Origin of the sequence: uncultured Desulfobulbus sp., assembly GCF_963662935.2 — a bacterium.
Lineage (GTDB): Bacteria > Desulfobacterota > Desulfobulbia > Desulfobulbales > Desulfobulbaceae > Desulfobulbus.
This window is the reverse complement of record NZ_CAXXTL010000002.1, coordinates 1,098,433-1,111,467: the sequence shown is the minus strand read 5'-3', so window position 1 is coordinate 1,111,467 and position 13,035 is coordinate 1,098,433. Positions and strand designations below refer to the sequence as shown.

General features: G+C 56.9%; 9 protein-coding genes. 7 read left to right on the top strand and 2 right to left on the bottom strand.

All coding sequences use genetic code 11. From position 1 onward, the window contains the following. Positions 1-238: 238 nt before the first annotated feature. The 4 genes from ACHZCX_RS09220 to ACHZCX_RS09205 all read left to right on the top strand — a co-directional run bounded on the left by ACHZCX_RS09220 (position 239) and on the right by ACHZCX_RS09205 (position 7,390). Positions 239-1,537 (top strand): CBS domain-containing protein, encoded by a 1,299-nt coding sequence (locus tag ACHZCX_RS09220; RefSeq protein WP_319586939.1) that lies wholly within the window; start codon positions 239-241, stop codon positions 1,535-1,537. Between the two features lie 423 nt (positions 1,538-1,960). Beyond that, on the top strand, positions 1,961-3,991 hold the full coding sequence (locus ACHZCX_RS09215) for a TonB-dependent receptor (protein WP_319586938.1): 2,031 nt from the start codon (positions 1,961-1,963) through the stop codon (positions 3,989-3,991). An 18-nt stretch (positions 3,992-4,009) separates the two neighbouring features. Continuing rightward, entirely contained in the window at positions 4,010-4,555 is a 546-nt protein-coding gene (locus ACHZCX_RS09210; RefSeq protein WP_319586937.1) for a YfiR family protein, read from the top strand. Between the two features lie 6 nt (positions 4,556-4,561). After that, a complete protein-coding gene (locus tag ACHZCX_RS09205) occupies positions 4,562-7,390 on the top strand; it encodes a response regulator (RefSeq protein ID WP_319586936.1) in 2,829 nt (942 codons plus the stop codon). A 34-nt stretch (positions 7,391-7,424) separates the two neighbouring features. On the opposite strand, the gene ACHZCX_RS09200 is transcribed toward ACHZCX_RS09205, so the two are convergent. Then, on the bottom strand, positions 7,425-7,766 hold the full coding sequence (locus ACHZCX_RS09200; protein ID WP_319586935.1) for a histidine triad nucleotide-binding protein: 342 nt from the start codon (positions 7,764-7,766) through the stop codon (positions 7,425-7,427). Positions 7,767-7,798: 32 nt separating this feature from the next. Continuing rightward, the gene (locus tag ACHZCX_RS09195; protein ID WP_319586934.1) at positions 7,799-8,422 is read right to left on the bottom strand and encodes a hypothetical protein; all 624 of its coding nucleotides are present in this window, start codon (positions 8,420-8,422) and stop codon (positions 7,799-7,801) included. 170 nt (positions 8,423-8,592) lie between these two features. On the opposite strand from ACHZCX_RS09195, the gene ACHZCX_RS09190 reads away from it, so the two are divergent. The 3 genes from ACHZCX_RS09190 (at position 8,593) to ACHZCX_RS09180 (ending at position 13,019) form a co-directional block, all read left to right on the top strand. After that, entirely contained in the window at positions 8,593-9,972 is a 1,380-nt protein-coding gene (locus ACHZCX_RS09190) for a DEAD/DEAH box helicase (protein ID WP_319586933.1), read from the top strand. Between the two features lie 220 nt (positions 9,973-10,192). Continuing rightward, a complete protein-coding gene (typA, locus tag ACHZCX_RS09185; RefSeq protein ID WP_319586932.1) occupies positions 10,193-11,992 on the top strand; it encodes a translational GTPase TypA in 1,800 nt (599 codons plus the stop codon). A 199-nt stretch (positions 11,993-12,191) separates the two neighbouring features. Next, complete coding sequence (locus ACHZCX_RS09180; RefSeq protein ID WP_319586931.1) at positions 12,192-13,019, top strand: hypothetical protein; 828 nt, start codon at positions 12,192-12,194, stop codon at positions 13,017-13,019. Positions 13,020-13,035 lie beyond the last annotated feature (16 nt).

Below are 13,035 nucleotides of genomic sequence, written 5' to 3'. Positions count from 1 at the left end.
TAAAGCACCGCCCGTGGTTGAACGCAACAGGAATTGTTCCTGGAAGATAGGGGCAAATCTCGGAGTTGCCAGGTGATGACTGTACCGTCGACTCTTTCGTTGACAGTTTGCTCCTTTCCTATAGACTGACACCATAAGTCCGAAGTATGAAATCAAGAATATATTTTATCGGCAATCGACCCGATGTCCCCTTCATATCGTTTTTCCTGTCCACTGCAGTCAACCTGAATTTGATCCCATGCATATAGCCACCACCCATCGCAATACCGATTTTGACGGGCTGGCGTCAATTGTCGCCGCGACCCTTCTTTATCCTGGCACCGTCGCTGTTTGCCCTAAAAACGTCAACCCCAATGTCCACCGCTTTCTTTCGCTCCACAAGACTTCTTTTGACATCATTTTGTCCGGAGAAGTGGACCTCGATGCCGTGACCCGCCTGATTGTCACCGACACCAACCAGTGGCGGCGGCTCGACCGGGTGGACCATCTTAAGGACCGGGAAGGGGTTGAGCTACTGCTCTGGGATCACCACCTAGGCATCGGCGACCTCAACCCCCACTGGCAATGCGTCGAAAAGATCGGGGCCACCATCACCCTGCTGGTTCGTGAAATCCAACAGCGAGACCTGCGCCTCACCCCTCTGCAGGCCACCCTGTTTCTCCTTGGACTCTACGAGGATACCGGTCAGTTGACCTTCAGCTCCACCACCCCCGAGGATGCACGGACAGCCGCTTTTCTCCTCGAGCAGGGCGCGGACCTGAACATTGCGGTTGATTTTCTTAACATGGCTTATGGTGAGGTCCAGAAAAAGGTGCTGTTTCGCCTGATGCGCGACGCCGAACAGCACGAGATTAAGGGCAAGCGGGTCGGCATCGGCGTGGTCAATATCAACAAGCATGTCGAATTGGCCATGGTGGTGCAGTTGTACAGTAAGATCGTCAATGCCGATGCGGTATTCGTGGTCTTTGTCAACGAGAGCGGCGGCTATTTTATCATCGGCCGCAGCGGCACACCCGATATCAACGTCAACACCATCCTGCAGCGGTTCGGCGGTGGTGGCCATCCCGGTGCCGGCTCAGCCACGATTAACGATTCCCATGTGGCCGCCGGTGAAATCCGGCAGAAGATCATCGCCGCTCTCCATGAGGTCCAGCGGGGCGGTGCTCTGGTGGCCGATATGATGTCCTTTCCGGTGACCAGTGTGGCGCCGGATACGCCGATGCACGAGATACGGCACATCATGGAAGAGGGAAAAATTCGCGGTGTGGTAGTCGAGGAGGAGGAGTGCCTGCGCGGCATTGTGGTGCTGTGGGATCTGAAAAAATTGAAGCAGAATAAGCAGTGGAACAGCCCGGTCAAGGCCTTTATGAACCGCAAGGTGGCGACCATCTCGCCTGAGGCCCTGGCCAGCGAGGCGGCGGACCTGATGGTGCGCAAAAATATCGGTCATCTGCCGGTGGTGCAGGGGGAAAAGGTGATCGGTATCGTCACCCGCACCGACATTATCAATTATCTCTACGGGATGTTGCCGGCTTGAGATGCAACGGTAGGGTCGTGAGACCAGGATCAGTGCGCCCTAAGTGAATGAGTCGAAGTGGTCAAGTCTTTCTTGCCCAACGAAGATGAGAGAAGCTATCATTTGAGCACCCGTTGGTTTGCTTGATAAACTCGCAAATAGGAAGAAGTCTCCGTATTGCCATTTCGAGCGCAGCGATAACTGTCTTGAATTATTAGTAGATTTATTATTGCTGTGCTCATCGGAATGACAGAAATAGACTTTTTGCGGAATCACCTTGCTCGACTCATGTTGAGATGTGGTTTTTTCGTTGTTTGCACCCCAAAAAAAATCGTTGAGAAGCGTGATGGGTTCTTGGAACGACACAGATCTGTTGGCGTTGGCTGGCTGTGCCGGGTTGTCATGGGAATCGGTAGGAGAGAATTTTATCAGGAAACAAGTGCAATGATGCGAGCGGGTCATACATCAAAGTTTGCCAGAGTGTTGAGTGTCCTCTGCGTGGGACTTGCCAGTCAGGCCCATGCGGCGGATACCGGGAAAAACGAATATCTGGATATGGATATCGGGCAATTGATGAACATCACCGTGACCTCGGTGGCGAAGAAGGCCCAACCCTTGTCCGATGCGGCGGCGGCGGTGTTTGTCATCACCCAGGAGGATATCCGCCGCTCTGGAGTGACCACCATCCCCGACGCCCTGGCCATGGCGCCGGGACTGCAGGTCGCCAAGATCAGCGCCTCGAAATGGTCGGTTTCCTCCCGTGGTTTCGCCGGCTTCACCTCCAATAAACTGCTGGTGCTGATGGACGGCCGTTCGGTCTACTCTCCGGCCTACGGCGGCACGTTCTGGGACACCCAGAATACACTGTTGGAAGACATCGACCGCATTGAGGTCATCCGCGGGCCGGGTGGGACTCTGTGGGGCGCAAATGCCGTCAACGGTGTGATCAATATCATCACCAAAAAAGCCGAAGATACCCAGGGCGGACTGGTCCGGGTCGGAGCCGGCACCCAGGAAACCTTTTCCAGCGCCGCTCGGTACGGCAGCAAGATCGGTGAGACCACCTATGGCCGCCTCTATCTGACCTATGATGATCATGCCAGCAACATTCTCAAAGAAACCGGCACAGATGCCGATGACGATTGGCAGCCGGCTCAGGGCGGCTTCCGCATGGACGGCAAACCGGGGACCGGCAAGGAATGGACCCTGCAAGGCGATCTGTACGAGAACAGCGGCAACCAGCTGGTTTTCCCCTATTGGACGAGCGAGTCGTTCTTACCCTCAGCCCTCTTTGATGAGATCGATTCCAAGGGCGGCAACCTGTTGGGGCGCTGGCATCAGGAATTGGGCAATGGCCGGGCGTTGACCTTCAAGGCCTATTACGATTATGTGCAGCGTGACGAGGCTATCTACCGGATTGAGTTCGATACCATTGATCTTGACCTGCAGTATGAAACCAAACTCGGGCAGCGGCAGGCGCTGACCATGGGGGCCGGATACCGGTCGGTTCAGGGCTCCTTTGAGCCGACCTTTCAAGTGTTTTTGCCGGATCGGAACGATTCCTTGTACAGCGCCTTTCTCCAGGACGAAATCAATCTTCTAGCCGATAGGCTCTGGCTGACTCTGGGGTCCAAATATGAGCAGAATGACTACACCGGTAAAGAATGGCAGCCCAGCGCCAAGTTGTTGTGGAAGCCGGTGGAACATCATTCCTATTGGGTCTCGGCTTCCCGCGCCGTCCGTACCCCGGCAATCTTGGATCAGTATGGACGGGTGGCGATAGCGAGGTTTCCCCAACCCTATCTTGCCGGAGGAATCGGTACCGTCGCTTTAGTCGGGAATCCGCAGTTTGATTCGGAAATCGTCAACGCCTATGAGGCCGGTTACCGGTGGCAGGCGACGGAGAACCTCTCTTTCGACCTTGCCCTGTTTTATAATGATTACGATGAAATCTATACGGTGATGCCATCGGCGACTACCGCCGGCGTTGATAATACCTTTGTCAATGCCCAGCAAGGATCCGGCCGAGGTTTCGAGCTGGCAGCTGACTGGAAGGCCACTTCCTGGCTCTCCTTTGTCCTGACCTATTCGTATCTGGAATTGGATCTGACCAGCGATGCACTGGTCGGCAGTCAAACCGGCAGTGAGCTGGTGGAAGGTTCCAGTCCGCAGCATCAGGCCTCCCTGCGTTCCTCCATTGCCCTGGCTCCGGATTGGCGGTTAAATCTCTGGCTGCGATATGTTGACGACATCTCCGGCAGAAACAGTGCGGATCTCTTGGGCGCTGCCGTACCGCTGGATGCCTACTGTCTGTTTGACGCCAACCTGATTTGGACCCCGAACAAAAATCTGGAGGTCATGCTTGCCGGTCAGAATCTGACCAACAGCGGTCAGCTGCACTATCTTTCTGAGTACTCAACCCCGGCCACCGAAATAGAACGCGGGGTGTACGGCAAAGTCACCTGGCGTTTTTAAAGGCGGCGCTTACCTCCGATGCACTCTAAATTGTTCATAGTTGCCGTGCTGACGGCGCTTTTCTGCCTGCTCGGCGGCGGTGCCGTGTCACGGGCCGAGGATCGGGATCTGGAGTACAAGGTAAAAGCTGCCTTTTTGCTCAATTTTGCCCGATTCACCACTTGGCCGGAAAGCAGCAACAGCAATGCGGATCCCCAGTTTTCCCTCTGTGTGCTTGGAAGCGATCCCTTTGGTCCGGCGTTGAACGGCGTCGATTCCAAGGAAATTGCGGGAAGAAATATCCGCCTCCGGCACGCCGTTTCTGTTACAGAGGGGCTCAGACAATGCCGGCTGCTGTTTGTCAGCAAGTCGGAGCAGGCCAATTTGAAACGAATCCTCCCCTTGATCGCCGGTCAACCCATTGTTACGGTCAGTGACATTGAAGGTTTTGCCACCTCCGGCGGTATCTTTGAATTGAAGGACAAAGACGGGCGACTCTCCTTTGTCGTCAATAACACCAAAGCGAAGGAGAGCGGGATTCGCATCAGTTCCTCACTCCTCAATCTTGCCATTGAAGTACTGTAACGCTCTATGAAAAAATGGTTTTCCCAACTTCCAATCCGCTACAAACTGCATGGGATCGTGCTGCTTTCCTGCACCCTTGCCCTGTTGCTGGTCATGCTAACTTCCTTTGCCAGTCAATGGTATTTCGTGCGCGAGCAGATTGCCGATGAGGTGCAGACCCTGGCCATGGTCCTGGCCGAAAATTGCAGCGCCGGCATCGCCTTTGAAGATCGACCAGCTCTGGAGACGATCCTGCAATCCTTGGCTGCCAAACCCAATGTCATGGTTGGCCGTATTTTTAACACCAAGGGTGAGTTGTATGCCGAATATACGAACAAGCAGTTGATCCACACCGATCATGAAGGTCAAACGGCGGCCGGCCTCCCGGTGGGGATTTTTCGTTTTCATGGGCTCCATGCAGAGATTCTCCAGCCGGTTACCTTGGGTCAGGAAACGATGGGGTCGGTGTTCATGCAGGTCAGTCTCGCGGAGGTCAACCGTAACCTCCTGATTCTGGGTGGATTGATGATTGGCATGCTGCTGTTCGGACTTGGTATGGCCATGCTCTTTTCCCATCGTTTGCTGGCGGTGATTGTCGGTCCTATCAGCATCCTCTCCCGGATCATGGACGCCATTTCGCGTGAAAAAGATTATTCCGTCCGCTCGCCGGTCAACAGTACGGATGAACTGGGGCTGCTGTCCAACGGGTTCAACGATATGATCGCGCAAATCCAGCAGCGCGACCTGTATCTCGAAGAGCAGGTGGAGGAGCGGACGCACGATTTGCTGGCGGCGAAGGAGACGGCTGAGGCCGCCAACCAGGCAAAAAGTCTTTTTTTGGCCAACATGAGCCATGAAATCCGGACGCCGATGAATGCGATCATCGGCATGACCCGATTGGCGTTGGACAATCAATCGGATCCCCACCAGCAAAAGCTGCTGCAGACCGTGAAAAACGCGGCGGACAACCTGCTCGGCATTCTCAATGATATCCTGGACTTTTCGAAAATAGAGGCCGGACAGCTATTGTTGAGCAAGAAATCTTTTGCGCTCCGACAACTCATGGAAACGGTGCTTTCGACCTTGAATGTACCGGCAACGGAAAAGGGCTTGCGGCTCGAATATATTGCAAATGAGGATCTACCGCCGGTGCTGGTCGGGGACGATATGCGGTTGCGGCAGATCTTTTTCAATCTGGTGGGAAACGCCATCAAGTTCACCGACACTGGTGGCGTGACCATCAGGATCGACAGGGAATCTGCTGGCAACTCGACGGCTGGCTGTGTCCTGCACTGCAGCGTCACCGACACCGGCATCGGTATAGAAGCGGGGATGCAGGAACGTATTTTTAACACCTTTGAGCAGGCGGACGGGTCCTATGCCCGCAATTACGGTGGCACCGGACTGGGGTTGGCGATCAGCAGGCAATTGACCGGGATGATGGGCGGCAGGATGTGGGTGGAGAGCACTCCGGGTATGGGCAGCACCTTTCATTTTACCGTCTGCCTCGAGCCGGGAGAAGCGGTGGCGGCGGTATCGGCACCAGACCTTGGCCACGCTGAACCTCTGAGAATAACCGGGCTTCGCATCCTGGTGGTGGACGACAATGAGGTGAATCGTGATTTGGCCAGAATGCTGCTGGAGCGCGAACATCAGGTCAGTACCGCCATTCACGGCCTGGCCGCTTTGCAGGTCTTGGCGGCGGAGGAAGGCATTGATGTGGTGCTCATGGATGTGCAGATGCCGGTTATGGACGGGCTCACAGCGACCAAGGTGATCCGCGCCGTCGAACAGCAACAGCCGCCCCCTTGTGCACTTGATCCAGGGTTGCTTGATAGCCTGAGCGCGAATCTGACCGGGAAACATGTGCCGATTATCGCCATGACCGCCCATGCCATGGGCGGCGATCAGGAGATGTGCCTGGTGGCGGGCATGGATGAGTATGTCACCAAACCCTTCCAGCCGGAGCAGCTGATTGGTGCCCTGATGTCGATCAAGGGCCTGGAGTTAGAGAATTATTACCCGGTTGCCGATGTCTGGTCGTCAGTCGGGGAAAAGGACAGTGGCGCTGCGCCCCTGATCCCGGTCACGATTGAACAGGTTAGGGCCTATTTCCATACTTCGGCGGGTTTCTCACCGGAACAGGCCGAACGGTTGCTGGCAACTTCGTGTAAGAGCGTAACCGGACTGTTGGCGCACTGTGAACGCTCCCTGCAGCAAGGAGATTTTCAGGAACTGGGGTTGGCGGCGCATACCCTCAAGGGGACGCTGTTGCAGTGTGGTCTTGCGGGTTGGGCGGAGCGGGCGCAGTCGATGTTTGGTCATGCCGGTAACGAAAACGGGACGGCAGCCGGCGAGGACCTGGAGGCCCTGCGGGGCGGGCTTAACGCTCTTCTGCTGGCGGAGCCTTCAGTCCCGGAAGGTTTGTTGCCTCCGACGATGGAGGATGACAGCGCGGCTGAAAGGAAACCGGTCCGGGGGCGGATTCTGGTCATGGATGATGAAGACGTTATCCGGGATGTGGTCAGCGGCATGCTCGACTATCTGGGATGCTCTTGCGGTCTGGCCGCCACCGGTGAAGAGGCCCTGGCGCTGTATGCGCGCGCGCTTGCTGAAGGAAAGCCCTATGACCTGGTGATGGCCGATCTGCAGGTGGCGGGCGGCATGGGGGGGGAAGCGTTGGTCAGGGAAATTCACGCCCTTGATCCGGCGGCGTGTGTGCTGGTATCCAGTGGTGACCCTCAGGATCTGGTCATGCAGCGCTACCAGGAGCACGGATTTCAGGGAATGCTGAAAAAACCATTCTCTATCCGCAATCTCTCGGCGATGCTGGAAGAGATGCTCGGGCCATCCTGAGAACAGCTCGGCTCAATATGTCTGGGGTTCCTGTTCAGCCTGGAGGCCAGGCCATGTTGCGGCCGCCGAGGATATGCATATGCAGATGGAACACGGTCTGCCCCGCCTGCGAGCCGTTGTTGAACACCACCCGGTAGTGGCTCGTACCTTCTTTGAGGGCGATTTCGTTGCCGATCCGCATAAGCTTGCCCACCACCCGTTCATCCTCTTCGCTCACCGCCGAGGGGCCGCTGAGGTGTTTTTTAGGGATAACAAGGAAATGGACTGGAGCCTGCGGGGCGATGTCGCGGAAGGCCAGGACTTCGTCGTCCTCGTAGAGCTTGCTTGCCGGAATTTCCCCGCGAACGATCTTGCAGAACAGGCAGTTGTCGGGCATGATGAACCTCTCGTGTTGTAAAGGGAGTTGGGTTACCGAGGGTTGCCGACCCGGGGCATCAGGTGAAAGATCAGGGCATTGTCTACGCCGGCAATTTTGATCGGCTCCATGGCGATCGGGATCGATTTGGCGCCGATCTTGATGTTGATCATCTGCAGAGCCTCGAGATCGATTGGATATTCCCGCCCACCCAAGGCGCCGAGCAGGGGCGTCAGTGAATCCTGGGGATTGTTGGCGTTTTGGGCGGTGTCAGAAAAGCGGGGGGTGACAAAGAGTTTCCGCTGGGCCGGATCAAAGCGGGTCTGCAGGTCGCAGGTCATGGGCAGGCGGACCTCGCCTACTCTGAGCTGAATATCCTGGCCTGCCAATTGGGTTACCACCACCAGATTTTTTCCGGACAGGATGCCATGCACGGTGATGATGTTGTCATGGATGACCAGCCGGTCGAGAGATTCGAGAGTGATGTCGCCCTGCAACTGTCGGCTTTGCGAGGGAATGTCCAGCGGCAAGATCTTTTGCAGGGAAACCAGCACGGTTTCCGCCGGCAGGGTGAGGACGATGGGTTTTTGGTTTTTATTGTCACCGTTGCCGCTTACGGCCGGGAAGGGTGACAGAAGCAGGAGGATTAGCAGGCAGGCGGTACACAAGGATTTCATATTGAACATATCGGTACAACAAGCAAGAGTGTCGGCGGTACGGCCGCTGATGATCCAAGGATCAGGTTGATTGAGGTCAAGAGAAAACAAACCAAGATGCTCTATTTTCGTTTCCCTGTCAAGACCGGCAAGCAAAAGCCGGCACCCTTCGCTCCGAGAGAGGCAGCGCCGTGATCAGTGTGTCAGGTCACGCCCCGCCCCGCCCCCTCCTCACTGTCCAACGGGAATGCTGCTTGACCGGCGCCCCCCCTGCCTTGCTCTCTGCCATCCGCGCTGAGTTGACCATCGACAATCCGAAATATCAGGCGGCCCAGCAGTTCGGACGCTGGATCGGCAAAAAGCTCAAGCCGCAGCTCTTTTTTTATCGGGAAGAAGTGGGGCGGATTTTCTTTCCGCGCGGTTTCGGCAACCAGGCAGTACGGCTTTGCCGCCGGGAAACAGGGAAGAGCCCGGAAATCGTCGATAAGCGGCACAGCTTGCCGGAGGTCGAACTCAGCTTCCATGGTGGCCTGCGACCGTATCAGGAAGAGGCCACGGCGGCGCTGGTTGCCCATTCCTTCGGTGTGCTTGAGGCCGGCACCGGTTCGGGGAAAACGGTCATGGCCCTGGCTGTTATCGCCCGCCGCCGGCAGCCGACCCTGATCCTTGTCCATTCCAAAGAGCTGATGCAGCAATGGCGGCAGCGAATCCAACAGTTCCTCGGCCTGGAGGCAGGTTTGGCCGGTGATGGCCTTTTCGATATCCGGCCGGTGACCGTGGCCATCGTCAACACAGCCAAAAAAAATCTAGAAACCCTGCCTCAATGTTTTGGTCAGATTGTGGTCGACGAGTGCCACCGGGTTCCGGCCAGCCTGTTCACCGACGTGGTGTCCGCCTTTGACAGCAAGTACATGCTGGGGCTGTCGGCCACCGCCTTCCGGCGGGAAGACGGCATGACCCGGTTGATCCATATCTTTATGGGCGAGAGGGTGCATACGGTCGACGGGCGGATGCTGGCGGCCAGCGGCGCGGTGGTTCGGCCGGAGCTGGAACAGCGGCCGACCGGTTTTATTTACAGCTATCAGGGAGAGTACTCCAAGTTGATCAAGGCCCTGGCTGCCGACATTCAGCGCAATCGTTTAATCGTTGCGGACATTCTTGCCCTACTCCGGCAGGGCCATCAGGGCACGATTCTGGTGGTCTCGGACCGGGTGGCGCATTGCCAGGCACTGGCGCACCTCCTCCTGGCGCAGGGGGTGACAGCGCCGGTTCTGACCGGCCAGGCCGCGCCGGAAGAGCGGGTGCGAATCGTAACCGATGTTCAGGCGGGGCGGTTCGCGGTGCTGATCGCCACGCTGCAGCTTATTGGCGAGGGCTTTGACTGTTCAGGATTGACGACCCTGGTGCTGTCCACCCCGATCAAATTTGAGGGGCGGCTGTTGCAGGTGGTCGGCCGGATCGTGCGGCCGGCCGAGGGCAAGCGAGCCAGGGTCATCGATTATGTCGACGAAAACATAGCTGTTCTGCGGCGCTCGGCCGCGGCTCGCCGGGAATTTTTTTCAGGCTGGTGAGGGGTCTGGTCATCAATCTCCTTGTCTTTTTGTTCTTCTTGCTGTAAATAGTATCCCCTTTTTATCTATATCCGTTTGCCAACCGGCCGATTTGTTGTGTTCGCGCCTCGCCGGCTTTGTCTCGGTGCTTATCCGAATTGTTCTGTTTCCCGAGAGGTTCACGGGATTTCATTTCTTTTCACCACATGTAAAAAAAGCCCCCTCACGGGGCGGGAGCAGTATGGAGCAGCAGTTTATTCGTAACGTCGCCATTATCGCCCATGTTGACCATGGGAAAACAACCCTTGTCGATCAGTTGTTCCGGCAGAGCGGCATGTTTCGTGACAATCAGCAGGTGGCGGAGCGGCTCATGGACTCCATGGACCTTGAACGGGAGCGCGGCATCACCATTGCCTCGAAAAATGGGTCCTACGTCCATGGCGATTATAAGATCAACATTATCGACACCCCCGGCCATGCCGACTTTGGCGGGCAGGTCGAGCGGGTGCTGCGCATGGCCGATGGCGCGGTATTGTTGGTCGATGCCCAGGAAGGTCCTATGCCGCAGACCTTTTTCGTGGTCAAGAAGGCCCTGGCCGCTGGGCTCCCCATCCTAGTGGTGATCAACAAAATTGATAAACCGGCTGCAAGATGCGACTGGGCGGTTGATCAGGTTTTTGGCCTGCTCGATCGTCTCGACGCCCCGGACAGTGTTCTCGATTTTCCGGTGGTCTATGCCTCAGCCAAGGCTGGCTTTGCCGTCAATGACCCGGATGAGCCGGTCACCCCGGAAACCGGGATGCATGCAGTTTCCGATATGATCGTCAAGCATGTGCCGCCACCATCGGGTAGCCCCGATGCGCCGCTGCAACTGCAGGTCAACACCATCGATTATTCGCCCTACATGGGGAGGTTGGGTATCGGCAAGATCACCAACGGCCGCCTCGATCTGCGCACCAGTCTGGCCGTGGCGCGGCGCGACGGCTCGATCAGTCCGGTGCGGATCAATAAGATTTTCGGTTTTGCCGGCAGTCAGAAGGTGCCGATGGACAGCGCCTCGGTGGGCGATATCGTTGCCGTTGCCGGTATGGAAGACGTCACCGTGGGCGTTACTTTCACCGATCCCGTTGATCCGCGGCCTTTGCCGTTGATCGAGATCGACCCACCGACCATCTCGATGAATTTTATTCCCAACGACTCGCCCTTCGCCGGTCAGGACGGCAAGTTCGTCACCTCTCGCCATCTGGAAGAACGGTTGACCCGCGAAACCCTCTCCGACGTGGCTCTCCAGGTGGAGCCACTGACCGACGCGGTCGGTTACCGGGTCTCCGGGCGCGGCGAATTACATCTTTCGATTCTTATCGAGAAGATGCGGCGGGAGGATTACGAGTTTCAGGTCACCCGGCCCCAGGTGATTATGCGTCAGGTTGACGGTCACACTCTGGAGCCGTATGAAGAGTTGTCGGTGGATGTGGATGAGCAGTATCAGGGTGTGGTCATCGAGAAATTGGGCAAACTCAAAGGAATTCTGCTTGATATGCAGGTGGAAAAAGAGATGACCCGGATGAAGTTTAAGGTGCCCACCCGTGGCCTGCTCGGTTACCGCTCCGCCTTCATGACCGATACCCGGGGCATGGGCGTGATGAACTACATCTTCGCCGAGTGGGGACCCTATGCCGGCGATATTCAGAATCGGGTCAACGGGGTGATGATCGTCAAAGAGCCCAGCACCACCGTGGCCTATGCCCTGTTCAATCTCCAGGATCGCGGCCGGCTGTTTTTAGGGCCGGGGATCGACACTTACCCGGGCATGATTATCGGCGAGCATTGCCGACCGGCCGATCTGATCGTCAATCCGGCCAAGGGAAAAAAGCTGACCAACATGCGGGCTTCGGGTTCGGATGAGGCGGTCATTCTCACCCCGCCGGTTGTGATGAGCCTGGAAGACTGCATCGCCTATGTCAACGATGACGAACTGGTTGAGATCACCCCCAAGGCTATTCGCCTTCGCAAGAAGAAGGATGCCAAGATTCGGGGGTAGATTTTTTGCCGATAGGGGGGTAATGTGCAGGAACTGTTGATGATCGGCGCGGCGATTCTGGCCGGAATCGCCGCCTTTGCGGTGATGATCAGGCGGTCGGACGGCGACTGCCTTCCCTGACTGTTGATGTACGGCTCTGCGGGCGCAGGGCTCGTTACTTATGCGGTCTTGAAAGCTCTTTTTTAACGGTTGCGTGCCGATGTCTACCAGTCAGCCCGACCCCGTGCTTTCGGTGGAAAATCCCGTTTCTTTGATCCGTTCCCGGATCAAAGAAAAACGCCTTTTTGAAGCCCGTTTTCTCTGCCGGCAGCTGGGCGATGCCCTCGGCGCGAAGGAGAGGCTGGCCCTGGAGCGGGAGCTGACCGGGTTGATGGACCAGGTGGCCACACTCCAGCACCAAGCGAGAGTGTTCCTCGATGAGGGGCAGAAAGATCAGATCGTCCGGCTGTACAACGAGATAGAGGCCATTGCCATCGACGTGCCGGGTCTTGCTGAGGAGAAAAGGGCTCTGGAAGGGTCTGAGGCGATTATCGCCAAGCTTTCCTCCCAAACGCCGCATGCGGGCCATAGGCAACATCGGTTGGCGGCAGCGCTTGCCTCCAGGAACGCCAACACAATGGCGGAACAGGAGGTGCCAATTATGCCGCACATTCCTCCCTCGGACAAGGAAGAGCAGGGGGTTGCCGTCCCTGCTGCCGGCACGCACCGGAAAAAAAGGGTGGGACGCCGTCTCTGGCTGGCAGCCGGCCTGGTGGTACTCTTCCTGCTCCTGTTTTTCGTCTGGCGTGGCGGTAAGGAAAGCCCCACCCCGGCATTATCGCCGACCCAGGCGACCCAGAAAATTCTGATCAGGCCACTCGTGGCTACCTCCCCGGAGACGACCGAACAACCAGCCGTGACCACACAACCGGTGCAGGAAGAAGTGAAGCCGGTCAATCAGCCCATCCAACCCATCGAAAAAAACGCCCCCCCAGCTCCCGTCCTTAGGCTGGGGGCCTTGCAGGTTGAAGAATCCCAACGCCGATAAGGCTGTTCCCGTTTTT

Excerpts from the sequence above, each read along its gene's own strand:
- ACHZCX_RS09210 (WP_319586937.1), top strand. The coding sequence starts at position 4,010 with ATGCACTCTAAATTGTTCATAGTTGCCGTGCTGACGGCGCTTTTCTGC.
- ACHZCX_RS09200 (WP_319586935.1), bottom strand. The coding sequence starts at position 7,766 with ATGCCCGACAACTGCCTGTTCTGCAAGATCGTTCGCGGGGAAATTCCG.
- typA (WP_319586932.1), top strand. The coding sequence starts at position 10,193 with ATGGAGCAGCAGTTTATTCGTAACGTCGCCATTATCGCCCATGTTGAC.
- ACHZCX_RS09215 (WP_319586938.1), top strand. The coding sequence starts at position 1,961 with ATGATGCGAGCGGGTCATACATCAAAGTTTGCCAGAGTGTTGAGTGTC.
- ACHZCX_RS09180 (WP_319586931.1), top strand. The coding sequence starts at position 12,192 with ATGTCTACCAGTCAGCCCGACCCCGTGCTTTCGGTGGAAAATCCCGTT.
- ACHZCX_RS09220 (WP_319586939.1), top strand. The coding sequence starts at position 239 with ATGCATATAGCCACCACCCATCGCAATACCGATTTTGACGGGCTGGCG.
- ACHZCX_RS09205 (WP_319586936.1), top strand. The coding sequence starts at position 4,562 with ATGAAAAAATGGTTTTCCCAACTTCCAATCCGCTACAAACTGCATGGG.
- ACHZCX_RS09195 (WP_319586934.1), bottom strand. The coding sequence starts at position 8,422 with ATGAAATCCTTGTGTACCGCCTGCCTGCTAATCCTCCTGCTTCTGTCA.